Consider the following 24,635-nt stretch of genomic DNA (forward strand, 5'->3'; position numbering starts at 1 on the left):
GCTGCCTGTGCTGCCTGTGCTGCCTGTGCGGCGCGTCAGCCGGCCAGACGCGGACCTCGTCTCCGGGGCCCCGTCTCTGGTGGCACCCAGCCGGGACGTCTACGGTGGGACGACGAGGTGCAGGGCCCGGGCGCACGCCTGAGCGCTGACCTGCACCGCCACGACCTGGAGGATGCATGCGCAACGAGACCTGGGTGATCGCGGCCCCGCGGACCCTGACGACCTCTGTGGTGGCCAACGCGGCTGACGCGGCGGCAGCCTTCGGCGAGCAGCCTGGCGCGGGCGACGGGCCGATCACGCGGGTGGTCGTGGCCCTCACCGGTGGCACGGTGCGCGTCGAGGCGCACGACCGTGCCGACGTCGAGCTCGACGTCACGGCGCTCTCCGACCGTCCCGTCGTGGCACGGCTCGAGGGCGAGACCTTCTCGGTGTCGTACGACTTCTCCGGCGTCGAGGGCCTCGTCGACCGGTTCAAGAGCGTCTCGGCCAAGGACAGCGCCGACGTGGTGGTCCGCGTCCCCCGCGCGGCGACGGTCAAGGTGACGACGGTGCGCTCTGACGTGAGCGTGCAGGACGTCGAGGCGTCCGTCTCGGTGACGACGGCGAGCGGATCGGCCGAGGCCGTGGGGATCTCCGGACCGCTGTCCCTCACCACCGCCTCAGGGCGGGCTGCCGTGACGCGGCACGCCGGCCGCGCCACCGTCCGGACCGTCTCCGGGTCGGCGCACGTGGCCGGCACGCTCACCCGCGTGGACGCGCAGACCGTGTCGGGCGACGTCGCCCTCGAGCTGGCCGGTGCGTCAGGTCAGGTCACCACCAAGACGGTGTCGGGGCGGATCTCGGTCCGTGTCGCGCCGGAGACCGGCATCGACCTCCGGGCGCGCACCGTCACCGGGACGGCGTCCTTCGACGGCGAGCGCATCAAGGGCGAGAGCCGCACGGCCCAGATCACCCGGGACGAGCCCGGCGCGACGCTCTTCGTCGACGCCAGCACGGTGTCCGGCGACATCACGGTGTCGCACACGCTCTGACGGCGACGACGAGCGCCGATCGGCGTCGAGCGGCACTGAGCCGAGCAGCGCCGAGCAAGACAGGGAGGAGCCCGCACTCACCGAGTGCGGGCTCCTTGTCGTCTGTCGAGACCTGCGGCTGCGTGCCGGTGCCTCTGGCCTCCAGGCTCAGGCGGTCTGGTCGTCGTCCGGGAGGCCGAGCCAGCGGTACCAGCCGGTGTGCAGCACGAGCCACGCCATGAGGCCGTAGCCGGCCTGGCCGGGGTAGGGCGTGCCGTTGGCGGCGAGGTCGCCGAGCCACTGCTCGTGGTCGACCAGGGGCGTGAAGGTGTCGACGTAGGGGACCCTGCGACGGTTGGCGACGTCCCCGAAGGCGGAGGACAGCTCGGCGAGGCGCTCACGGTCGGCGTCTGCCCCCGGGGGCGGACCGACCACGAAGGCGGGGACGCGGCGGGAGTCGGCGACGTCGAGCATGTTCGCGAGGTTGAGGCGGCTGCGCGCGACCGAGAGGTCGGCGTCGACGTCGGCGCGGCCGAGCGCGATGACGAGCCGGTGGTCGACCTCGGGGGCGCCCGTCGCGCGGCGGTTGAACTCGCCCTCCCAGCGGGCGCTGAGGGCGGTGGTGGTCTCGCCGGGGACGACGAGCGGGAACACCATGGTCAGCGCGGGTGCGTGGGTGCGGGCGGTGACCCGTCCGAGCCAGCCGAGCCCCTTCGGGTCTCCGACGCCGGCGGCGAGCTCGTCGCCGACGACGCAGATGCGCAGCTGGTCCTGGCCTGGCGATGTCACGGGTGCTCCTGGTCGTTCGGTCTGAGGGACGGCGTGGGAAGACGTGGGACGGCGAGGGTGCCGGGCGTCCGTGGGGCCTGCTCGCCCCATTGTCCGTCAGGTGGTGGCCGCAGACGCGGAACGGGCGCCCGCCACGCGAGTGCGTGTCGTGCGCCCGTCCGGGCAGAGCAGTACGGTGCTGGCTCTCAGCGGGCGAAGGCCCGCTCGACGAGGTCCGTCTGCTCGGCGAGGTGCTTCTTGGCGGAGCCCGCCGCCGGCGAGGCCGACGCGGAGCGCGAGACGACCCGCATCTCGCGGCCGAGCGCCTCGGGGGCGTTGAGCGCGATGAACGGCCACGCACCCTGGTTCTCGGGCTCGTCCTGGACCCACACGAGCTCGGCGTCACCGAAGGCCGCGACGGCCTCGGTGAGCATCTCGCCCTCGAGCGGGTAGAGCTGCTCGAGGCGGACGATCGCGGTCGACGTGTCGCCGCTCTTCACGCGGTGGGCGATCAGGTCGTAGTAGACCTTGCCCGAGCAGAGCAGCACGCGGTCGACCTTCGAGGCCTGGGCCTCGGCGAGGTCGTCGCGGATGATCTCGCGGAAGGTGCCGCTGGTGAAGTCCTCGGTCGGGGACGCAGCAGCCTTGAGGCGGAGCATCGACTTCGGGGTCATCACCACGAGCGGACGGCGCGGGCGGTCGTAGGCCTGACGGCGCAGCAGGTGGAAGTACGACGCCGGCGTGCTCGGGAACGCGACCGTGAGGTTGTCCTCGGCGCACAGCTGGAGGAACCGCTCGACGCGGGCGGAGGAGTGGTCCGGTCCCTGACCCTCGTAGCCGTGCGGCAGCAGCAGCACGACCGAGGAGTTCTGGCCCCACTTCTGCTCGGCCGACGAGATGAACTCGTCGATGATCGTCTGGGCGCCGTTGACGAAGTCGCCGAACTGCGCCTCCCACAGCACGAGCGCGTCGGGGCGCTCGACCGAGTAGCCGTACTCGAAGCCGAGGGCGGCGAACTCGCTGAGCGAGGAGTCGTAGACCCAGAGCTTCGCCTGGTCGCCCGAGAGGTAGAGCAGGGGAGTCCACTCGGCGCCGGTCTCGCGGTCGTGCATGACCGCGTGGCGCTGCACGAAGGTGCCGCGGCGCGAGTCCTGCCCGGCGAGACGGATCGGCGTGCCCTCCATGAGGAGCGAGCCGAAGGCGAGGATCTCGCCGTAGCCCCAGTCGATGCCACCCTCGGAAGACATCGCCGCACGCTTCTCGAGGAGCTGCGCGAGCTTGGGGTGCACGGTGAAGCCCTCGGGCGGCGTGGCGTGCGCCTGGCCGATCCGGTCGAGGACCGCCTGGTCCGTCGCGGTCTTCCAGCCGACCATGGTGCCGGCGTCCTCGCGCTGCGACTCGGGCCGCTCGAGGCCGGCCACGGGGTCGGAGTTGGCCGGCGGGGTGTAGCCACCCTCGCGCGTCTCGGTGAAGACCCGCTCGAGCTGTGCCTGGTAGTCGGCGAGGACCTGCTCGGCCTCCTCGACGCTGATGTCGCCGCGGGCGACGAGGTTCTCGGTGTAGAGCTTGCGGACCGAGCGCTTGGCCTCGATGAGGTTGTACATGAGCGGCTGGGTCATCGAGGGGTCGTCGCCCTCGTTGTGGCCACGTCGGCGGTAGCAGACCATGTCGATGATGACGTCGCGGTCGAACTGCTCGCGGAACTCGAAGGCGAGCTGTGCGACGCGGACGACGGCCTCGGGGTCGTCGCCGTTCACGTGGAAGATCGGCACCTGGAGGCCCTTGGCCACGTCGGTGCAGTAGAGGGTCGAGCGCGAGGACGACGGGCCGGTGGTGAAGCCCACCTGGTTGTTGATGACCACGTGGATCGTCCCGCCGGTGCGGTAGCCGCGCAGCTGGGCGAGGTTGAGGACCTCGGTCACGACGCCCTGGCCGGCGAAGGCCGCGTCGCCGTGGATGAGGATCGGCAGCACCGAGAACCCGTCGCCGCCGAGGTCGATCCGGTCCTGCTTGGCGCGGACGATGCCCTCGAGCACGGGGTCGACGGCCTCGAGGTGCGAGGGGTTGGCCGCGAGGTACACCTTGGTGGTCGCGCCCGACTCGGACGTGAAGGTGCCCTCGGTGCCGAGGTGGTACTTGACGTCTCCGGAGCCCTGGACCGTGCGCGGGTCCTGGTTGCCCTCGAACTCCGAGAAGATCTGCGCGTAGCTCTTGCCGGCGATGTTGGCGAGCACGTTGAGGCGCCCGCGGTGCGCCATGCCGATGCAGACCTCGTCGAGCCCGGCGTCGGCCGCGCCCGAGAGCACACCGTCGAGGAGCGCGATGACGGACTCGCCGCCCTCGAGCGAGAAGCGCTTCTGGCCGACGAACTTGGTCTGCAGGAAGGTCTCGAAGGCCTCGGCGGAGTTGAGCCTGCGCAGGATCCGCAGCTGCTCCTCGCGAGGCGTGCGCTCGTACCCGGCCTCGAGGCGCTCCTGCAGCCACTTGCGCTGGGTGCGGTCGGCCAGGTGCATGTACTCCGCGCCGATGGTGCGGCAGTACGAGTCGCGCAGCAGGCCGAGGACGTCGCGGAGCGTCGCCTTGGGCTTGGGGCCGAACCCGTTGACGGGGAAGACACGGTCGAGGTCCCACAGCGTGAGGCCGTGCGTCTGGACGTCGAGGTCGGGGTGCTTGCGCTGGCGGTAGGCCAGCGGGTCGGTGTCCGCCATGAGGTGTCCGCGCGAGCGGTACGAGTGGATGAGCTCGGCGATGCGCGCGGGCTTGGCGGCCTCGGCGTCGGCGTCGACGGTGTTGTCGCGCACCCAGCGCACGGGCTCGTAGGGGACCCGCAGCGAGGTGAAGACGCGGTCGTAGAACCCGTCCTCGCCGAGCAGCTTGATGCCCAGGATCCGCAGGAAGTCGCCAGAGGCGGCGCCCTGGATGATCCGGTGGTCGTAGGTCGAGGTGATGGTGAGGACCTTGGAGATCGCCATCTTGGACAGCTGCTCGAGGGAGGCGCCGGCGAACTCGGCCGGGTAGTCCATCGCGCCGACGCCGATGATCGCGCCCTGGCCGGTCACCAGGCGCGGCACGGAGTGCACGGTGCCGATGGTGCCGGGGTTGGTGAGCGAGATCGTGGCGCCCTGGTGGTCCTCGACCGTGAGCTTGTTGTTGCGGGCGCGGCGGACGATGTCCTCGTAGGCGGCCCAGAACTGCGCGAAGTCCATCGTCTCGGCGGCCTTGATGCTCGGGACGAGGAGCTGGCGGGTGCCGTCGGGCTTCGGGAGGTCGATCGCGAGGCCGAAGTTCACGTGCGCGGGCCGGATCACCGAGGGCTTGCCGTCGACGAGCGCGTAGGCCGCGTTCATCGAGGGCATCTCCTTGAGGGCCTCGACGAGCGCGAAGCCGATGAGGTGCGTGAACGACACCTTGCCGCCGCGACCGCGGACGAGGTGGTTGTTGATGACGATGCGGTTGTCGACCATGAGCTTGGCCGGGATGGCGCGCACCGACGTCGCGGTCGGGACGGTGAGGCTGGCCTCCATGTTCGAGACCACGCGGGCGGCGGGCCCGCGGAGCTTCTGCACGTCGTCCTCGCCCGACGGGGACGAGGGGGAGGTGCGCGCCTTGGCGACCTCGGCGTAGGGGGCGGTCGCAGGCTGGGCTGTGGCGACCGGGGGCTGGGTGGGGGAGTCGGCGTGCACGGCTGCTTCCTGGGACTCGGCGGCCTTCTGGACCTTCTGCGCCTGGCGGGCGGCCTGCTCGCCGTGGGCGCGCGGCGCGGCTGCGGCGGCGCTGGCCTTCTCGGCGGGTGCCGGGGATGCGCTCTCGGGCTCCGGCGCGGACGCGGCGGCGGTGCTCGCGTCCTTCGCCTGCGCTGCGGGGCCCGAGGGTGCTGCGGGCTTCGAGGTCGCCGCCGCCTCGGGGGTGCTGAGCGACGACGTGTCGGGGCTGGTCTCGCCCGGCGTGTAGCTCTCGAAGAACTCCCACCACGCGGGGTCGACCGCGTTCTTGTCGGCGAGGAACTGCTCGTACAGCTCGTCGACCAGCCACTCGTTGGCTCCGAAGATGGCGCTCACAGCGCTGATCGACTCTGACTCAGCATTCGAGGACACGGAAGGGTTCGCCCACTTTCGTACAGATCGCTACCGCAGACTGCGGTATCTGACCGTCCCAGCCTAGGGCCTCGGGACCAAGGTCCCGGACCGGAACCGGGGTTATTCGCCCAGTGAGTTTCGTCCGATCTCTCCAGACTTCACCGGCTGGCAAACGCAGGGCAACGAGAGTCTGGTGATCGCCCAAAGAGGGTGTGGGATTCGTCTGGCCCGGGTATGGCGGCCGGGCGGTGTGCTGCGCGCCGGCGGCGCCCCGCCGGCACGCGGTCAACCGGCCCCGCGGGCACGCGGTCAACCGGTCGCGCGGGGCCGGTGGGGGTCAGGCGACGTCGCGCCGGAGGGTGGTGCGAGCCCCGATCGTCGCGAGGACGAGCGCATAGCCGACGAGGACCGCGAGCCCGACGCCCCACGGGAGCGTGTCGGCCACGCCGGCGGCGGAGAAGAAGCTGCCGCCCGTGATCGACTCCCCGGCGGCGCCCGGGAGGTAGCTCGCGACCGTCGTGCCGACGTCCCCGGCCTGGGCGAGGCCGAGCCTGAGCACCGCCTCGAGGAACTGCGTCCAGACGAGGATCGCGATGACGGCGAGCACCTGGTTCGTGACGATCGAGCCGAGCGCCACGCCGACGGGTGCCCACACGGTGAGCGCGAGGACGGAGCGGGCCACGAGCGTCCAGGTCTCGGCGTCGCCGAGGAGCGTCGGCGCGCCGCCGAGCGCCAGTCCGGCGGCCCCGGCGCCCACGACCGCGAGGGTGGCGACCGTGCCGTAGAGGGCGCCGACCGGCAGGGACGCGAGCATCTTCGCGACGAGCACGCGGGTCCGCGACGGGCTCGCGAGGAAGGTCGGCGTGATGGTCCCGTGCCGGTACTCCCCGGTCATCGAGAGCGCCCCGACGACCACGGGGAACACGTAGCCGAAGGCGGTCGCGGTCCCGTACACCGATCCACGGATGCTGTCCGGGGAGGTGAGGTCTGCGCCGCCGACGCCACCGACGCCACCGACGTCTGCGCTGCCCGCGGCGAGCGACCAGCCGAGGAGCACCCCGATGAAGGCCATGTAGGCGGCCATGGCCAGGAGCAGCACCCACCAGACGCGGGTGGTGACGAGCTTGCGGTACTCGCTGCGCAGGGCGACGTTCATGCTGCGGCTCCCGTCGTCGTCTGCGTGAGCCGGAGGAAGAGGTCCTCGAGGCTGTCGGTCCGGTCGGCCAGGGTGTGCAGCTCGACGCCGGACGCGAAGGCGGCCGCCCCGACCTGGGCGGTGCTCACGTGGTCGACCTCGAGCGTGCGGCCGTCGGGTGCCACGCCGGACACGTGCCACCCCTGGTCGGCGACGAGCCGCGCGAGACCGTCGGCATCGGGTGAGGCGACGGCGACGCGCGGCGCGGCGAGGGCGCCGAGCTCGGCCATCGAGGAGGAGTGGACCAGGCGTCCCCGGGCGATGATCACGACGTCGTCGACGGACTGCTGGACCTCGGAGAGCATGTGGCTGGAGACCAGGACGGTCTTGCCCTGCGCCGCGAGGTGGCGCAGGAACCCGCGCAGCCACCGGATCCCCTCGGGGTCGAGGCCGTTCGCGGGCTCGTCGAGGAGCAGCACCTGCGGGTCGCCGAGCAGCGTGGTCGCGAGGGCGAGCCTCTGGCGCATGCCGAGCGAGTACCCGCCCACGCGTCGTCGGCCGGCGGGCTGCAGCCCGACCTGCTCGAGGAGCTCGTGGCAGCGTGCGTCGTCAGCGCCGGCGTACGGGGCGTAGGTGCGCAGGTGGTCGAGCCCCGAGCGTCCGGGGTGGAAGCTCGTGGCCTCGAGGGCTGCGCCCACCTCGCGCAGCGGGTCGGAGATCTGGCTGTAGCGGAGCCCGGAGATCGTCGCGCTGCCGCTCGTGGACGAGACCAGTCCCAGGAGCATGCGGAGCGTGGTGGTCTTCCCGGCACCGTTCGGGCCCAGGAACCCGGTGACGCGCCCTGGGAGGACGTCGACCGTGAGGTCGTCGACGGCCGTCACCGCGCCGAAGCGCTTGGTCAGGCCGCGCAGCGAGACGGTCCCGGGCGGTGCAGGCGTCGTCGGGAGCGGGTGGTCGGCGGTGTGGGGCGTGGGCATGCGACAACCCTAGTTGTTCTAGCGGTGATAGAACAAGGGGTCAGCGCAGGCCGACCACGTCGCCGGTGCTGTCCGTGCCGTCGTCCGCTGCGCCGTCCTGCGGACCGTGCGCCCCGGACTCGGGAGGCTGGGGGAGGGCGACGCGCATCGTCGCTCCCGCGAGGGTGTCGGCGACCTCGACGGTGCCGCCGTGCAGGTCGACGGCCCAGCGCACGATGGCCAGGCCGATCCCCGTGCCGCCCGACCCGGTGCCGCCTGCCGTCGGCGCACCGTTGGGGCCGGTCCCGCCACGGGCGAACCGCTCGAAGATCCGCTGACGGTCCTCGACGGCGACCCCCGGGCCGTTGTCGCTCACGTCGAAGACGATCTCGTCGGCGGTGCGCCGCGCCAGGATGCTCACCTCTCCCATGAAGGGGGAGTGCCGGATCGCGTTGTGCAGCAGGTTCACCAGGATCTGCCGCAACCGCTCGGGGTCGGCCGTGAACGTGGCGTCCTCGGGCTCGACCTCGACGAAGAACGCGAGCTGCTTGCCCGCCTCGATCGTCGACACCGAGCTCACCGTGTCCTCGAGGAAGTCGAGGGCGACCACCTCGGTGAGGTTGAGGTCGGCGGCGCCGGCCTCCACCCGCGAGAGGTCGAGCAGGTAGGCGATGAGCCGGGTGAGGCGCTCCGTCTGGGTGAGCGCCGTCTGCATGGTCGCCGGCGTCGGCTCGACCACCCCGTCGACGAGGTTCTCGAGCTGGGCGTGCAGCGCCGCCACGGGGGTCCGCAGCTCGTGCGACACGTTGGCGATGAGCTCGCGGCGCACGCGGTCGGAGGAGTCGAGATCCTCCGCCATGATGTTGAACGCGGTCGCGAGCTGGCCGACCTCGTCGCGGCTCGTCGCCTGCACTCGGCGGCTGTAGTCGCCCTCGGACATCGACCGTGCCGCCGCCGTCATCTCGCGCAGCGGCGACGTCATGCCGCGGGCCACGACCATGGTGAAGAGCATCGACGCGAGCACGGCGAGCGGGAAGGTCCGCGTCGGGCCGAGGTCGTGCCGCAGGCCGAGCCACGTGACGAAGGCGGCGAGCGTCACGGAGGCCGCGACGACGATCGCCATCTTGATCTTGAGGGTCTTGAACCGGTCGAGCGGCCGCACGTCCGGCAGGTGCGGCCGCAGCGGACGGACGGTGCGCGGGCTGCTCATCGAGGGCACTCCCGGCTCAGGCGCTCGCAGGCGGCTCGAAGGCGTAGCCCACCCCGTGCACCGTGCGGATGAGGTCCGCGCCGAGCTTGCGGCGCAGCGCCTTGATGTGGGAGTCGACGGTGCGGGTCCCGCTCGCGTCGGCCCAGTCCCAGACCTCGGCGAGCAGGCGCTCGCGGGTCTGCACGGTCTTCGGAGAGCTCGCGAGCATCACGAGCAGCTCGAACTCCGTCGGGGTGAGGTGGATCTCCTGCTCGGCACGGTGCACCCGGCGCTGGGCACGGTCGATCACCACGTCGCCGATGACCATCGGCGGCTCGGCACCGTCGGGCGCCGACGAGGCCTGCGCGGCGCGGTCGACCCGGCGCAGCAGGGCCTTGAGACGCGCGACGAGCTCGCGCATCGAGAACGGCTTGGTCATGTAGTCGTCGGCGCCGACCCCGAGCCCGATGAGCATGTCGGTCTCGTCGTCGCGAGCGGTGAGCATGAGGATCGGGACGGGGCGCTCTGCCTGGATGCGGCGGCACACCTCGAGCCCGTCGATGCCGGGGAGCATCACGTCGAGCACCACGGCGTCCGGGAGCATGCGTGCGGCGGCCTCGACGCCGCTGAGCCCGTCGCGGGCGACCTCCGTGCGCCACCCCTCGGCGCCCAGTCGTTGGGCGATCGCGGTCGCGATCGCAGGCTCGTCCTCGACGATGAGGATCGAGGCCCCTGCTGAGGGGCTGTCCGGGCGCGGTGAGATGGCTGACATGTTCACACAATCCCACACCGGGCCGGGGTTCGGCACGAGAAACGGCGGGCGAGGCGCGAGCGTTCGCTGGAGGAACTGTGGAGGCGGCCCGGTGGCGTGCGGCGGCGCGGCTATTATTCTCATCCTGATGACTGCTGACGGCTCGTCTCGACATCTCCCCCCGACCTCGACTCACCTCGGCCCAGGTCTTCCTCGCCCGCGCGCTGCGCGCGCACTGTGCGGGGGGCTGGTCCGCAGGGCCTGCTGGACGCACGGCGGCGGTGAACCTCGGTGACCGACTGGTTGTTCATCGGCCTCGGGGTCCTCCTCACCATCGGGACCGCCGTGTTCGTCGCGAGCGAGTTCTCGCTCGTCACGCTCGACCCCGCGGTCGTCGGCTCGGACGACGACGACGAGGAGGACTCGCCCGACTGGCGGGGCCGGAGCGTCCGCGGCGCGGTCAAGCACCTGTCGACGGAGCTCTCCTCCGCGCAGGTGGGCATCACCATCACCACCATCCTGCTCGGCTACACGGCCCAGCCCGCGATCGCGAACCTCGTCGGCGGCCCGCTCGAGAGCACGGCGCTGTCGGCGACCGTCGCCGGCGTGCTCGCCGTGACCGTGTCGCTCCTGCTGGTCAACTTCTTCTCGATGCTCTTCGGCGAGCTCATCCCCAAGAACTACGCCCTGAGCCGCCCGCTGCCGACCGCCCGCCAGGTGGTCCCCGTCCAGCGTGTGTTCACCCGGCTCCTGCGACCCGTCATCGCCGCCCTCAACGGCTCCGCCAACGCGATCCTGCGCCGCGTGGGCGTCGAGCCCAAGGAAGAGCTGTCGGGCGCGCGCTCCGCCCCCGAGCTCGCGGCACTGGTCCGCAGGTCGGCGCAGGTCGGCACGCTCGACGTCTCGACCGCCCGGCTCATCACCAACGCCGTCGAGCTCGACGAGCTCACCGCCGTCGACGTCATGACCGACCGGATGCGCGTGGCGGTCGTCGCTCGGGAGGACACCGCCAACGAGGTCATCGAGCTCGCCCGACGCACCGGCCACTCGCGCTTCCCCGTGATCGACGCCTCCCGCGACGACATCGTCGGGCTGGTCCACCTGCGACGGGCCGTGGCCGTCCCGCGCGAGCGGCGCGACCACGTCCCGGCGGTCGCACTCATGGACGAGGCCCCCCGGGTGCCCGAGACCGTGCGGCTGGGACCGCTGCTCGTCGAGCTGCGGTCCTTCGGCATGCAGATGGCCGTGGTCGTCGACGAGTACGGCGGCACCTCCGGCGTGGTGACCTTCGAGGACGTGGTCGAGGAGCTCGTCGGCGAGGTCTCCGACGAGCACGACGCACGGCGCGCGGGCGCGCTGCTCGCCTCGGACGGCTCGTGGGTCGTCCCCGGGCTGCTGCGCCCCGACGAGCTCGAGGAGCGCACGACGCTGCGCGTCCCCGAGGGCCCCGACTACGAGACCCTCGGCGGCCTGGTCATGGCCCGGCTCGGCCGGGTCCCCGTGGTCGGCGACGAGGTCCGCATCGACGCGGAGTACGAGGGAGCCACCATCACGGCGACGGTCGAGGAGATGGACGGGCGCCGGGTCGACCGGCTCCGCCTGCGGACGGGGGACACGGCATGAGCTCCGGGCTCGCACTGACCATCGGCGTGCTGCTGCTCGCCGCCAACGCGTTCTTCGTGGGCGCGGAGTTCGCGATCATCTCGGCCCGACGCAGCGCGATCGAGCCGCTGGCGCTCGCGGGCAACAAGCGCGCCAAGACGGTGCTGTGGGCGATGGAGCACGTCTCCCTCATGCTGGCCTGTGCGCAGCTCGGCGTGACCGTGTGCTCGACCGGGCTCGGCGTGATCGCCGAGCCGGCGCTCGCGCACCTCATCGAGGGTCCGCTCGAGGCGCTCGGCGTGAGCTCGGCCCTCGTGCACCCGATCTCCTTCGTGCTGGCGCTCGCCGTGGTCGTCTACCTGCACGTGGTGCTCGGCGAGATGGTCCCCAAGAACCTGTCGGTCTCCGGGCCGGACAAGGCCGTGCTGTGGTTCGGGCCGCCGCTGGTGATCATCGGCCGTGTCCTGCGCCCGGTGATCGTGGCCCTCAACTGGCTCGCCAACCACGCGGTGCGTCTGACGGGCGTCGAGCCCAAGGACGAGGTCGCGTCGGCCTTCACCGCCGAGGAGGTGCAGTCGATCCTCGAGCACTCGCAGGCGCAGGGCTCGCTCGTCGACGAGCAGGGCCTGCTCGCCGGTGCGATCGAGTTCTCCGAGCGCACCGCCGCCGACGTCATGGTGCCGCTCGACGGCCTCGTGACCCTCGCGGAGGGCTGCACGCCCGACGAGGTCGAGCGGCTCGTGGCGCGGACGGGGTACAGCCGCTTCCCGGTCGCCGACCCCGGCGGCGACCTCATCGGCTACCTGCACCTCAAGGACGTCCTCTTCGCGACGGACGACCAGCGGGACGTCCCGCTCCAGGTGTGGCGGACCCGGGCGCTCGCCGAGGCGTCGCCCGGCGACGAGGTCGAGGCCGTCCTGCGGGCGATGCAGCGCTCGGGCGCGCACCTCGCGCGGGTCTGGGACGGCGAGCGCGTGCTCGGTGTCGTGTTCCTCGAGGACATCCTCGAGGAGCTCGTCGGCGAGGTGCGTGACGCCATGCAGCGCGAGGCGCGGTAGGGGACGGGCGCGGTGCCTCGTGTACCTCCTGCACCTCCTGTGCGGGCTGTCACACGGCCCGCTCGGGTGTCGCCGGGGGCCGTGGGAGCACCTGCGGCTTCACGGGCTCCTCACGCCGTCCTCACGTCCCCCGCAGGTGAACTTGCCGTGACGGGGTTGGAAACGGGGCGATCCTTCGTTACTGTTCCGTGATAGAGGTTCTGCGGTCTTGCCACCTCGTCCGGGTCGAACCGGACCGAGGAGCGAGGCCGCTTCGTCTGCCCGGCACCAGCCGGCAGGTACGCAGCACGACGATGGAGGTGTGGTGGAGCAGCAGTCCGACCTGAACGCAGGTGATGCTCCCCTCTCCCGACGGGCACTCCGTGAAGCAGCAGAACGCGAGTCGCGCCGTCCCGCCCGGACCCGACGGACCTCTGCCCCGACGGCGCCCTCGGCCCAGTCGGCGAACCACCGCTGGATCCCGCGTGCCGCGGTCCTGACCAGCCTCGCTGTCGCGACCATCGCCGTGCCCGTGTCGGCTGGAGCTGGGAGCGCGTCCACGGAGCTCCAGGCGGAGTCCCTCGACGCGGCCGCACCGGTCGTCGAGCTGCCCGACGCGCCTGCCGAGGCCGTCGGCCCGACCGCCACGAGCGTCCTCGCGACCGGCTCCGGCGGCTCGACCGTCCCGGCCAGCCTCGCGCAGTCGGTGCCCACCGAGGAGCGCACCGTCGCCGCGGCGAGCCGCTCCGAGGACCGCACCTCGCTGACCGCCTCCGGCTGCGACATCATGACGATGCCCAGCGGCTCCAACGGCAACCTGTCGCAGGACGGCCTGTGCGAGCTCTGGGGCACCGGCAAGTACGTCCGTGCCGACGCGGCCGACGCCCTCACCGCGCTCAACGAGGCCTACAAGGCCGCGTGGGGCGAGAGCATGCTCATCACCGACGGCTACCGGACGCTCGCGTCGCAGGTGTCGCTCAAGGGCTCCAAGGGTGGGCTCGCCGCGACGCCCGGCAAGTCGGAGCACGGCTGGGGCCTTGCGGTCGACCTCAACTCCGCGACGTACTCACCCCCCGCGAAGTTCAGCTGGCTCAAGGAGAACGCCCCGAAGTACGGCTGGGACAACCCGGCCTGGGCACGTCCCGGCGGCAGCGGCGCCTACGAGCCGTGGCACTGGGAGTTCACCGAGGGCGTCGAGGGACGCAGCTGACCTCGTCCCGCTGCTCCACCCGTACCTGCACCACCTGAGAGCCCCTGTCCTCCTGGACAGGGGCTCTCAGTGTCTGCAGGCAGGGGCTCTCGGCGTCTGCGGACAGGGACTGTCGGGTCTGCGGGCAGGGTCTGTCGGATCTGCGGACGGCTTCGGCGGGAGCAGGTGTCTGCCGGTACGCCTCGACGACGTGAGAGGCCCCGCTCCGACGTGGAGCGGGGCCTCTCGTCCGTGCCTCAGGCAGCGCAGCCCTAGCGGCGGCGGCCCTTCTTCGGGGCCGCTGCGGGCTCCGCGGAGGTCTCGGCTGCGTCGTCCGGGGTGGTGCCCGGCGTGGTCTCCGCGGGGACGCTGACGAGGGCCTCGGCCGGGACGGTGGCCTCGGCCGGGACGGTCGGCTCGACGGCGGCCCGTCGGCTGGCCCGGACGGCCTCGAAGGAGGTGCCGTAGTACGCGGCCTCCATGATGGTCTTCATGTCCTCGAGCATCGGCATGCGGGGGTTGGCCGGTGCGCACTGGTCCTCGTAGGCACCCATGGCGAGCATGTCCAGGCTCCCGATGAAGTCTTCCTCGGCCACGCCCTGGGCCTGGAAGGACGGGGCGATGCCGACCTTGTCGCGGAGCGCCTCGACGGCCTTGGCGTAGGACTCGACACCCTCGGCCGGGGTCGACGCCGGGAGCCCGAGGTGCTTGGCGATCTCCTGGAAGCGCTCGGGTGCGACGTAGTGCTCGTACTTGGGCCAGCTGGTGAGCTTCGTGGGCACGGTGCCGTTGTAGCGGATGACGTGCGGCAGGTAGGTCGCGTTGGTGCGGCCGTGGATGAGGTGGAAGGCCGACCCGGTGACGTGCGCCATCGCGTGCACGATCCCGAGGAACGCGTTGCCGAAGGCCATGCCGGCGATGGTCGCGGCGTTGTGCATCTTCTCGCGGGCCTTGACGACCGTCTGGTCGGTGCTGCCCGGTGCGCCGTTGACCGAGGCCTCGATGTTCTCGAAGATCAGCTTGATGGCGTGCAGGCAGAGGCCGTCGGTGAAGTCGTTCGCGTAGACGGAGACGAAGGCCTCGGTCGCGTGGGTCAGGGCGTCGAAGCCGGAGTCGGCAGCGAGGAAGCCGGGCATCATCGCGGTCAGCGCGGGGTCGACGATGGCGACGGTCGGGGTGAGCGCGTAGTCGGCGAGCGGGTACTTCTTGCCCGTGACCGGGTCGGTGATGACCGCGAAGGGGGTCATCTCGGAGCCGGTGCCCGAGGTGGTCGGGATGCAGACGAGGCTGGCCTTCTCGCCGAGGTCGGGGAACTTGAAGGCGCGCTTGCGGACGTCGAAGAACTTCTCCTTCATGTCCGCGAACTCGATCTCGGGGTGCTCGTACAGGAGCCACATGACCTTCGCGGCGTCCATGGGCGATCCGCCACCGAGGGCGATGATCGTGTCGGGGTGGAAGGCCCGCATGAGCTCGGCACCTGCGGTGACCGAGTCGACGGTCGGCTCGGGGAGGATGTCGTCGATGATCTGCAGGGCGACGCGGTCGCCGCGGCGGTTGAGCACGTCGAGGATCTTGTCGACGAAGCCGAGGCGGGTCATGGTCGAGTCGGTGACGATGGTGACCCGGCTGATGCCCCGCATGTCGGCGAGGTAGCGGATGGCGTTCGGCTCGAAGTACGTCTTGGCGGGGACCTTGAACCACTGCAAGTTGTTGTTCCTCCGGCCGATGCGCTTGATGTTGACGAGGTTGATGGCCGACACGTTGTTGGAGACCGAGTTGTGGCCGTAGGAGCCGCAGCCGAGGGTCAGCGAGGGGATGAAGGCGTTGTAGATGTCGCCGATGCCGCCGAGCGAGCTGGGCGCGTTGGTGATGATGCGGACGGCCTTCACGCGGGAGCCGAACTCCTCGATGATCGCCTGGTCCTCGGAGTGGATCGAGCCCGAGTGGCCGAGGCCGTCGAACTCCACCATCTGCTCGGAGAGGCGGATGCCCTCCTCGGCGCCGTCGGCGCGCAGCACGGCGAGCACGGGGCAGAGCTTCTCGCGGGTGAGGGGCTCGGACGGCCCGACCTCGGAGACCTCGGCGAGGATGATCGACGTGCCCTCGGGGACCGTGAAGCCCGCCTTGGAGGCGATCCACTCGGGGCTCTGGCCGACGACCGTCGGGTTGAGCTTGGCCTCGCCGCAGTTGGTGCCGTCGGCCTGGACGCCGAAGATGAACTCCTCGAGCATCGCCTTCTCGGCGGCGTTCACGGTGTAGGCGTGCAGGGTCGCGAACTCGGCCATGGCCTCGTCGTAGATCGGGGCGTCGAGGATGACGGCCTGCTCGGAGGCGCAGATCATGCCGTTGTCGAAGGCCTTCGAGAGGACCACGTCGTTGACGGCGCGCTTGAGCTTGGCGCTGCGCTCGATGAAGGCGGGGACGTTGCCGGCGCCGACCCCGAGGGCGGGCTTGCCGCAGGAGTACGCGGCCCGGACCATCGCGTTGCCACCGGTCGCGAGGATGAGCGCGACGCCCGGGTGGTTCATGAGGAGGTTGGTGGCCTCGAGCGACGGGTGCTCGACCCACTGGATGCAGTCGGCCGGTGCGCCTGCCGCGACGGCGGCGTCACGGACGACACGGGCCGCGGCGACCGAGGACTGCTGGGCCGAGGGGTGGAAGCCGAAGATGATCGGGTTGCGGGTCTTGAGCGCGATGAGCGACTTGAAGATCGCCGTCGAGGTCGGGTTGGTCACCGGGGTGACGCCGCAGATCACGCCGACGGGCTCGGCGATCTCGGTGATTCCCGTGAGCTCGTCGCGGCCGATGATGCCGACGGTCTTGAGGTTCTGCATCGAGTTGGTGACGTGCTCGCACGCGAAGATGTTCTTCACGGCCTTGTCCTCGAACACCCCGCGGCCGGTCTCGCGGACGGCGTGCACCGCGAGCTCGCCGTGCTGGTTGAGGGCAGCGACCGACGCCTTCTTGACGATGTGGTCGATCTGCTCCTGCGTGAAGCTCGCGTACTCGGCGAGCGCGGCGTTGCCTGCGGTCACGAGTGCGTCGATCTCTGCGGCGACTGTGGTCGGTGCGTCGGTGAGAGTCATCAGGTCCTTCGATCAGGATGTGCTGCGGGGTAGGTGATGTCTTCCACGCTATTCGGGTGTGGTGGCCCTCACATGCGTCAAAGGTCCCATGTTTTGAGGAGTCGACCGCCAGCTGTAGTTCCTCGGGAGGTTGCGGACGTCGTGGACGCCCGACCTCACGAACCACGGGTGCCAGACGTCTTCAGGGTGGCTGGGATGATGGCTCCAGCCGCAGACGAGAGGACGACACGTGAGGACGTACCGGGTGATCGAGTCGCCCGTCGGACCGCTGACGGCCGTGAGCACCGACGGGGTGCTCAGCGGCCTGTACATGGCCGACGCCGCACACCTGCCCGCGACCTTCGGGGAGCCGTGGACGCAGCCGACAGGTCAGCCCGGTGTCGACCAGCCCGGTGTCGACCAGCCCGGTGCCGACCAGCGCGGTGCCGACCAGCTCGAGGCGGAGCTCGCCGAGTACTTCGCGGGGGAGCGGACGGTGTTCACCGTGCCGACCGCCGCGGTCGGCACGCCCTTCCAGCTCCGTGTCTGGGAGCAGCTGGCCGAGATCCCCTACGGGACCACGCGCAGCTACCTCGACCTCGCGCTCGCCCTGGGCGACGCCCGCCTCGTGCGTGCCGTCGGTGCGGCCAACGGCCGCAACCCGCTGTCGATCGTCGTCCCGTGCCACCGCGTCGTCGGCTCGGACGGGACGCTCACCGGGTACGCCGGCGGGGTCGCCCGCAAGGAGCTGCTGCTCGCGCTCGAGGACCCGCGGCGCAGAGCGGACACGCTCTTCTGATGCGCGCCGCCTTCGACCACGTCGTCTCGCAGCACGGCCCCGCCGTGCTGCGCGTCTGCCGGGCGCTCGTGGGCCCGGACGACGCGGACGACGCGTGGGCGGACTCCTTCCTCTCCGCGATGCGTGCCTACCCCGACCTCCCGGACGACGCGAACGTCGAGGCGTGGCTCGTCACGATCGCGCGTCGCAGGTGCGTCGACCACCTGCGCGCCCGCGCACGACGGGCGCTGCCCGTCGAGGCCCTCCCCGAGCGTCCGGCCACCCAGGCGGTCGGGGTCGCCGAGCGGCTCGACCTCTACTCGGCCCTCGCCGCGCTGCCGACCAAGCAGCGTGAGTCCGTCGCCCTCCACCACCTCGGAGGCCTGCCCTACGCCGAGGTCGCCGCGCTGCTCGGAGGGACCGAGGCGGCGGCCCGGCGCGCAGCAGCGGACGGCACGAAGGCGCTGCGCGCGGCGCTCGCGGACCAGGACCAGGACGTGGGCTCGGGTCGGGCTCCCCGCACGACACAGATCCAGACGACGTCCAGGACCCAGGAGGTGCACCGTGCACGACGCTGACACACAGGGCAGGAGCATCCAGCCCGGACCTCTCCACGACGACCTTGGTGACACGGTCGACCGCGACGGTGACCTCGCCGACCGCGACCGCGACCGCGACCTCGCCGACCTCGACCCGACGGCGGGCGCGACCGTCGAGGGCAGGCTCCGTGCCAGGCTGGCGCAGGCCGCGGCGGACGACGGCGTGCTCGACGTCGCCTACCGCACCGTCGACACCCCGGTGGGCGAGATGCTGGTCGCGGCGACCGAGGTCGGCGTCCTGCGCCTCGCGTTCGCCGTCGAGGGCTTCGACCAGGTGCTCGACACGCTCGCCCGGAAGGTCAGCCCTCGGGTGCTGCGCGCACCGGCGCGGCTGGATCCCGTGGTGCGCGAGCTCGAGGAGTACCTCGCCGGCAGGCGCACGCGCTTCGACCTCCCGCTCGACCTCGCCCTGACCAGCGGGTTCCGACGCGAGGTCGTTCGCCACCTCCCGGACATCCCCTACGGGCAGACGGCCAGCTACGCGGCCGTGGCCGCGCTCGCGGGCAGCCCGCGGGCGGTCCGCGCCGTCGGGACCGCCTGCGCGACCAACCCGTTGCCGCTCGTCGTGCCGTGCCACCGCGTGGTCCGTTCGGACGGCGCCCTGGGCCAGTACGTCGGGGGAGCCGACGCCAAGGGCTGGCTGCTCGACCTGGAGGCTGCGCGCTGACGCGTCCTCGGCTGCTGGCCCGAGCCAGCCGTCCGCCGTGAGTTCTCACCCGGTTCAGCACCACGACACCCGGTCTCCACCGTCGCTCCCTACGGTGCTCGAGGCGTCTCCCGACCGCCGACGCACCGTCGGGACCGAGCGCCTCGCCACAGCGAGGTGAGAACCTGGAGAGAACCTTCGTGAACGACACGACCGTGGCGCGTCGAGCGCCGCGCCTGGCCCGAGCTGTCGCAGCAGCAGCCGCGTGCCTGATCGTCGGAGGTGGGGCGCTGACGGCTGTCGCCCCGACCGCCGAGGCCGCCACCACCCTCCCCGACTCCTTCGTCGACACCGCCACCCCGTGGACGTACTCCGACGACGGCACCGACCCGTCCGCCGGGGACGCCGACAGGCTCACCTGGACCACCGCTGCCTTCGACGACTCCGCCTGGGCTACCGCGTCCGGTGCCTTCGGCGCCAAGAACGGCCTCGCGACGGGCATCGGCGCGGCCTTCCCGATCACGACGCTGCTCAACCACTACCTCGACGGCACGGCGGCCCCGACCGTCCCGACGTACCACTTCCGCACGACCTTCAACGTGACGGCCGAGCAGATCGCCGAGATCCGCGGTCTGCGCGGCGACATCGTCTTCGACGACGCGGTGCAGGTCTTCGTCAACGGCGACAAGGTCGCCGGATTCGTCGACGACCGCGTCGAGGCGGCTCCCGAGGCCGAGCGCAACCTCATGTACGCGGGCGCCAACGGCGGCAACCCGGTCGCGCACACCTTCACCGTCCCGGTCGAGGACCTCGTCGCGGGCGAGAACACCATCGCGGTGGCGCTCTACCAGGACCGCGCCTCCAGCTCGGACATCTACCTCGACATGAAGTCCCTCGCCCCGGTGCCGCTCGTCGTCGACGCCGAGCACACGGACGTCGTCATGACCGTCGGCTCCGACGAGACCTCGCGCAGCATCACCTGGTACACGAACGTCGACTCCCCGCAGCAGGTACAGCTCGCCCCGGCCGCGGCCGTGGTGGACGGGCAGATGCCGGCCTCGGCGACGACGGTCCTGGCGACCGGCGGGCCCACGTCGAGCGGTGAGTTCCGACGCTCCGCGACGCTCGCAGACCTCGCCGCGTCGACCGACTACGTCTACAGGGTCGGCAGCGACACCGACGGGTGGTCCGCGACGTACCCGTTCTCGACCGGCACCTTCTCCGGCGACTACGACTTCCTGTTCATCGGCGACCCGCAGATCGGCGCGTCCGGGAACGTCGCGCGCGACCAGGCCGGGTGGACCGACACGCTGGACGTGGCCGAGGCCGCGTTCCCCGGCAGCGAGATGATCTTCTCGGCCGGTGACCAGGTCGAGGCAGCGGGCAGCGAGCCCCAGTACGAGGCGTTCCTCGCGCCCGACCAGCTGCGCAGCATCCCGCTGGTGCCGACCAACGGCAACCACGACGTCGGCTCCAAGGCATACGAGCAGCACTACACGGTGCCCAACAACGACCCGACGGCAGGTGCCGCACGCAACAGCACGTCCTCGGGCGGCGACTACTGGTTCACCTACAAGGACGTCCTGTACCTCAACATCAACACGAACAGCTCGGACATGGCCTCGCACGAGGCGTTCCTGCGGCGCGTCGTCGCCGAGCAGGGCGGGGACGCGACGTGGACGGTCCTGGCCTTCCACCACTCGATCTACTCCGTCGCCTCGCACGTGAACGACACGCAGATCAAGGACTTCCGGGCGGCCCTCCCGCCGATCATCTCGGACCTCGGCATCGACCTGGTGCTGCAGGGTCACGACCACAGCTACACCCGCAGCTTCCTCATGAAGGACGGCGACCGCGCCAGCACCACCGAGGTCCCCGGCCAGGCCGAGGTCACCGCGGGGGAGGGGGAGGTCCTCTACGTCACGGCCAACTCCGCGAGCGGGTCCAAGTACTACGACGTGCGGGCACCCGACGCCTTCTACGCCTCGGTGATCAACCAGGAGAAGGTCCGCAACTACTCCCACGTCGAGGTCACCGACCAGGCGATCACCATCTCGACCATGCGCAGCCAGCAGAACGGTGCCGACAAGCCCGTGAACAGCGTCGTCGACCGTGTGACGCTCAAGAAGGCTGCAGTCGGGACCCCCGACCCTGAGCCCACGCCGGACCCCGAGCCGACGCCGGACCCCGAGCCCACGCCGGACCCCGAGCCGACTCCCGACCCGGGTCCGACGCCGGGTCCGACGACCGAGCCGACTCCCGACCCGGGTCCGACGCCGGGTCCGACGACCGAGCCGACCCCCGGCCCCAGCCCGGCTCCGGACCCGTCGACCGACCCCACCCCGGCTCCGGAGCCGACCCCCGGGACCCCTGGAGCGCCGGGAACCCCGGGGACGCCTGGTACCCCCGGCACCCCGCCCCCGACTGCTCCCGGCACCCCCGGCACCCCGGGCTCGCCTGCGCCGACGGTCCCCGGCGCGCCGACCGCGCCTGAGCTCACCGATGCCGCTCGGGGCCGTATCACCGCCCCGACCGCTGCGGTCGCCGGTCAGCCGGTCACCGTCCTCGTCGGGACGGCGCACGCCGGCCGGACGGTCGACGTGTGGCTCTTCTCGACTCCGCGCCTGCTGGCGACGCAGGTCGTGGCCGCTGACGGCACGGTGCGGGTCACCATCCCGACGGACGCCCCGGCCGGGGTCCACCGCATCGCGGTGGTCGACGCAGACGGCGTCGTCATCGGCTGGCAGCAGATCGAGATCTCTGCAGCCGGGCCTGCTGGTGGCGGTCTCGCCTCGACCGGAGCCGCTGGCGCCGTCGCCGGAGTCCTGGCCGTCCTCCTGACTGCAGTCGGCGCGGGCGTGCTCGTCGTCCGCCGCAGGACGAGCGCGAAGGCCTGACGGCCGGCTTCTGATCGGACGCTCCTGGGGTCCTGGGCGGGCACTCGCCCGCCCAGGGCCACAGAGCGGCAGGGGCTCCACACGACGCTCCGCAGCACCAGCACCAGCACCAGCACCAGCACCAGCACCAGCACCAGCACAGACCCCCAATGATCAGCACCACCCTCCGAGAGGATGGCCCCCGCGTGACACCTCAGGACGACACCTCCCGCCGGCACACGCTCTTCGCCGCCCTGGCCGCAGTCGCCGCGACCACCGCAGCGCTCGCCACCCTCACGGCCTGCTCGACGGCGCCCGTCACCTTCGACCGTCAGCACCCTCCGGGGCTGCCCGTCGAGTCGGTCACCGAGACGGCTGCTGACGTGGTGGACACCGACGCGCCTGCTCCTGGGAGCACGCTCGCGCCCCGTGCCGACCCGACGGACGCTGTGCCGCCGGGCCTCACGCTGGCAGTCGTGGTCTCCGACGAGACGGCCGACACCGACGCTGCAGTCCGGGCGGTCGACGCGTTCGCGGACGACGTGGGGGCGACCGTCACGCACGCGGTTGCGCTCCCCGAGCACGTCGCAGACCCGGAAGCGCTCCTTGAGCTCGCTCTCGGCGCGGCCCCGGACGTCGTGGTCGTCCTCGGTCCCGCGATGCTCGACGCGCTCGACCGCGTGTCTGCGTCGACCCTCGACCAGCAGTTCCTGACCATCGGCGCCCAGCTCCCAGAACCGACGGCCAACGTCACGGCTGTCGTATGGTCCGGGTCCGGGTCCGGGTCCGGACCCGGGGCAAGGCCAGCACCAGAGCCCGAGGCGAGCATCGGGGGAGCGGCTCCTGACGTCGCGCCGCGCACTCGCGAGGCGCTGTCCGCAGGGCTCGCCGCCGTAGCGTCGGGCACGACTGGCTACGTCCTCGCGCTCCCCTGAGTGGCGGCGTACCACCGCGCGAGGAGCACCGATCGAGGTGTCCGGCGTCGAGCGCGGGGAGGGGTGGTCGACGAGCCCAGTTCACCCGGAGACGCATGGACCGGCCCTCAGAACGGAGGCTCGTCGGCGAAGGTCGAGGCGGTTTCACCGGCCGGTTCGTCTGGACGTCGACCGGCGACGGTATCGGTTGCCGTCGGCCCAGCATCCCCCGACGCGGCGGTGCTGATCTGGAGAGCAGCGTGGTCGAGGTACTCGCGCCCGGTGGGCGCGGTCCAGCGCACGACGTCGGCGGTCGGTGCCGAGTCGCTGTGGTGTCGTTCCCCGTGTGTGCTGTCCTTGTTCGGCGAGCCGCAGTGGGGTGGGCTGCTGTCGGATGGACCGCTGTCGGATGGACCGCTGTGGGGTGGGCTGCCTTCTGGTGGCGCGGTGTCTGGTCTGTCGGGTGGTTCGGTGCTGACGGTCCAGGTGGTGGTGTGCTTGAGGCGGTGGTGGTGGCGGCAGAGGTGGATGAGGTTGTGGTGGTCGGTGGTTCCGCCGTGGGCCCAGTCCTTGACGTGGTCGATGTCGCAGCGTTGGGCTCTGCGTGAGCATCCGGGGAAGCGGCAGGTCTCGTCGCGCAGCCTGAGCCAGGTCTTGAGGTCTGCGGGGACTGCGTAGCGGTCTCGTCCGACGGAAAGGACTGTCCCGGTCTCGGGGTGGGTCAAGATCCGCAGGAAGCTCGGTGCCTGGGCTGCGAGGCGTCGGGCGGTGTGTGCGTCGATGGGGCCGTGTCCGGCGAGGTCACCGGGCTCGTCGGAGTGGCCGAGCAGGGTCATGACGGGGATGGTGACCGCGACCTGAGGCTTGATGCCTCCGAGGGAGACACGGTCGGCGATGCCCGCGATCGACTGACGGGGGTTGCCCGCGGTGTGGTGCTCCGCGGTGACAGTCATGACGGTGGTGCCCACGGCGCTGCTGTCGATCATTCGGCCCGTGCCCGTGCCCGTGCCCGTGCCCGTGCCCGTGCCTGTTCGCGTATCCGTGTCCCCGCCTGCGACCGTGTCCATGTTTGCGTTCGTGCCCGAGGTGCCCGAGGTGGCCGTGGGGGTCTCACCTGCCGGTATCTGTCCGGTGTCGCAGGGGGCAGCCATCAAGGCCGCCCGTGCGTCGTCATCAAGCATCAGGTCCACGCTGGCGTCGGCGCGAAGCTGCGCCAAGGTGCGGGGCTCGTCGGGGCCTTGGACCGCCGTGGCGATGTCGGTCAACCGGTGGAAGATCGCGGTGGCCTGGACCGCGGGGAGGAGGTGGTGCAGCCATGCCATGCCGTCCTGGCCGGGCTGCAGCTCCACGTGGCGATCGACGGCGGCGACCTGGTGGCGCTCGACCAACGGGCGCGAGTCGCGGCGCTCACGCTCACGCCGGGCGACGGTCTTGAGGCGAGAGACCGTCAACGCCTGGGCCTTCTGGGCCAGCAACGCGTCCAGCTCGCGGACTGACGGTTCGTCCAGGCCCATGGTCGCGTCGAGGACCGTCTGTGCGTGCCGGTAGGACACCTGCCCCTCACGCAGCGTGGCCATCGTGGCGGGGTGCTCGTGCACCAGAGCCTGCGACTCGATCAGCAGGTTGCCCGCTGAACGTTCAGGCAGGCGCAGCGCGCACGCGATCTCAGAGACCAGGGACCGCTCGGCCAGGCGATGGTCCAGGAACGGAGCGCGGTCCTCACCTCGGCCTCGAGCGACGGCGTCGGTAGCCTCTCGTGACCACCGCCGAGCGCGGTCGACCAGTGCTGCTCGACGCGCCGACAGCGCCGCGATCTCAGCCTCGATCGCCACGACCGCGTCGACCAGCACGGCCAACCCCTCGCCCGCCTCAGCCGGCGTCATCGTCCAGGGAACGCCGGAGCCCGCTACCTCCGACGGGCCAGGCACGGCAAGCACACCGGCATCCCGTTCGGTCGGTTCAGGCGTTTCGGTCGTCATGAGATGAATCTACCGATACCCACTGACATCCCGCCGGGGGGCCGGTACAGGACGCACCGCGGCCC

General features: G+C 71.6%; 17 protein-coding genes. 9 read left to right on the plus strand and 8 right to left on the minus strand.

All coding sequences use genetic code 11. The features are described from left to right. The first annotated feature begins 176 nt into the window (after positions 1 to 176). Complete coding sequence (locus tag SKED_RS04650; protein ID WP_012865971.1) at positions 177 to 1,031, plus strand: DUF4097 family beta strand repeat-containing protein; 855 nt, start codon at positions 177 to 179, stop codon at positions 1,029 to 1,031. A 147-nt stretch (positions 1,032 to 1,178) separates the two neighbouring features. Here SKED_RS04650 and SKED_RS04655 read toward each other — a convergent pair whose 3' ends face one another. From SKED_RS04655 to SKED_RS04680, 6 genes are all read right to left on the minus strand, one after another. Beyond that, positions 1,179 to 1,799, minus strand: a complete 621-nt coding sequence (locus SKED_RS04655) for a GDSL-type esterase/lipase family protein (RefSeq protein WP_012865972.1) — start codon at positions 1,797 to 1,799, stop codon at positions 1,179 to 1,181. Positions 1,800 to 1,984: 185 nt separating this feature from the next. Next, positions 1,985 to 5,872: a multifunctional oxoglutarate decarboxylase/oxoglutarate dehydrogenase thiamine pyrophosphate-binding subunit/dihydrolipoyllysine-residue succinyltransferase subunit gene (locus SKED_RS04660; protein ID WP_042437780.1), complete on the minus strand. Its 3,888-nt coding sequence runs from the start codon at positions 5,870 to 5,872 to the stop codon at positions 1,985 to 1,987. Between the two features lie 319 nt (positions 5,873 to 6,191). Next, positions 6,192 to 7,010, minus strand: coding sequence for an ABC transporter permease (locus SKED_RS04665; RefSeq protein ID WP_012865974.1), 819 nt, complete (start codon positions 7,008 to 7,010; stop codon positions 6,192 to 6,194). Beyond that, positions 7,007 to 7,966, minus strand: coding sequence for an ABC transporter ATP-binding protein (locus tag SKED_RS04670; RefSeq protein ID WP_012865975.1), 960 nt, complete (start codon positions 7,964 to 7,966; stop codon positions 7,007 to 7,009). The genes SKED_RS04665 and SKED_RS04670 overlap by 4 nt, the downstream gene beginning before the upstream one ends. Before the next feature lie 40 nt (positions 7,967 to 8,006). After that, entirely contained in the window at positions 8,007 to 9,155 is a 1,149-nt protein-coding gene (locus SKED_RS04675) for a HAMP domain-containing sensor histidine kinase (protein WP_012865976.1), read from the minus strand. Between the two features lie 16 nt (positions 9,156 to 9,171). Next, complete coding sequence (locus tag SKED_RS04680) at positions 9,172 to 9,906, minus strand: response regulator transcription factor (RefSeq protein WP_012865977.1); 735 nt, start codon at positions 9,904 to 9,906, stop codon at positions 9,172 to 9,174. Between the two features lie 270 nt (positions 9,907 to 10,176). On the opposite strand from SKED_RS04680, the gene SKED_RS04685 reads away from it, so the two are divergent. The 3 genes from SKED_RS04685 to SKED_RS04695 all read left to right on the plus strand — a co-directional run bounded on the left by SKED_RS04685 (position 10,177) and on the right by SKED_RS04695 (position 13,734). Beyond that, positions 10,177 to 11,508, plus strand: coding sequence for a hemolysin family protein (locus tag SKED_RS04685; RefSeq protein WP_012865978.1), 1,332 nt, complete (start codon positions 10,177 to 10,179; stop codon positions 11,506 to 11,508). Continuing rightward, complete coding sequence (locus tag SKED_RS04690; RefSeq protein ID WP_012865979.1) at positions 11,505 to 12,545, plus strand: hemolysin family protein; 1,041 nt, start codon at positions 11,505 to 11,507, stop codon at positions 12,543 to 12,545. Before SKED_RS04685 ends, SKED_RS04690 begins: the two co-directional genes overlap by 4 nt. Positions 12,546 to 13,056: 511 nt before the next feature. Beyond that, positions 13,057 to 13,734, plus strand: a complete 678-nt coding sequence (locus SKED_RS04695) for a M15 family metallopeptidase (RefSeq protein WP_245534606.1) — start codon at positions 13,057 to 13,059, stop codon at positions 13,732 to 13,734. Between the two features lie 251 nt (positions 13,735 to 13,985). Here the strand turns inward: SKED_RS04695 and adhE are convergent, their stop codons facing one another. Further along, positions 13,986 to 16,799, minus strand: a complete 2,814-nt coding sequence (adhE, locus tag SKED_RS04700) for a bifunctional acetaldehyde-CoA/alcohol dehydrogenase (RefSeq protein ID WP_012865981.1) — start codon at positions 16,797 to 16,799, stop codon at positions 13,986 to 13,988. A gap of 229 nt (positions 16,800 to 17,028) precedes the next feature. Between adhE and SKED_RS04705 the strand changes: the two genes are divergently transcribed. The 5 genes from SKED_RS04705 to SKED_RS18885 all read left to right on the plus strand — a co-directional run bounded on the left by SKED_RS04705 (position 17,029) and on the right by SKED_RS18885 (position 22,612). Next, on the plus strand, positions 17,029 to 17,577 hold the full coding sequence (locus tag SKED_RS04705; RefSeq protein ID WP_012865982.1) for a methylated-DNA--[protein]-cysteine S-methyltransferase: 549 nt from the start codon (positions 17,029 to 17,031) through the stop codon (positions 17,575 to 17,577). Then, positions 17,577 to 18,134 carry an RNA polymerase sigma factor gene (locus SKED_RS04710; protein WP_012865983.1) on the plus strand — a complete coding sequence of 186 codons (558 nt, stop codon included), beginning with the start codon at positions 17,577 to 17,579 and terminating at the stop codon, positions 18,132 to 18,134. The genes SKED_RS04705 and SKED_RS04710 overlap by 1 nt, the downstream gene beginning before the upstream one ends. Then, entirely contained in the window at positions 18,121 to 18,822 is a 702-nt protein-coding gene (locus tag SKED_RS04715; RefSeq protein WP_012865984.1) for a methylated-DNA--[protein]-cysteine S-methyltransferase, read from the plus strand. The genes SKED_RS04710 and SKED_RS04715 overlap by 14 nt, the downstream gene beginning before the upstream one ends. A 179-nt stretch (positions 18,823 to 19,001) precedes the next feature. Further along, on the plus strand, positions 19,002 to 21,698 hold the full coding sequence (locus SKED_RS04720) for a purple acid phosphatase family protein (RefSeq protein WP_012865985.1): 2,697 nt from the start codon (positions 19,002 to 19,004) through the stop codon (positions 21,696 to 21,698). A gap of 185 nt (positions 21,699 to 21,883) precedes the next feature. After that, positions 21,884 to 22,612: a hypothetical protein gene (locus SKED_RS18885; protein ID WP_012865986.1), complete on the plus strand. Its 729-nt coding sequence runs from the start codon at positions 21,884 to 21,886 to the stop codon at positions 22,610 to 22,612. A 107-nt stretch (positions 22,613 to 22,719) separates the two neighbouring features. Here the strand turns inward: SKED_RS18885 and SKED_RS04735 are convergent, their stop codons facing one another. Beyond that, positions 22,720 to 24,474, minus strand: coding sequence for an HNH endonuclease signature motif containing protein (locus SKED_RS04735; RefSeq protein ID WP_012865987.1), 1,755 nt, complete (start codon positions 24,472 to 24,474; stop codon positions 22,720 to 22,722). Between the last annotated feature and the right edge of the window lie 161 nt (positions 24,475 to 24,635).

Source organism: Sanguibacter keddieii DSM 10542 (assembly GCF_000024925.1).
GTDB classification, from domain to species: domain Bacteria; phylum Actinomycetota; class Actinomycetes; order Actinomycetales; family Cellulomonadaceae; genus Sanguibacter; species Sanguibacter keddieii.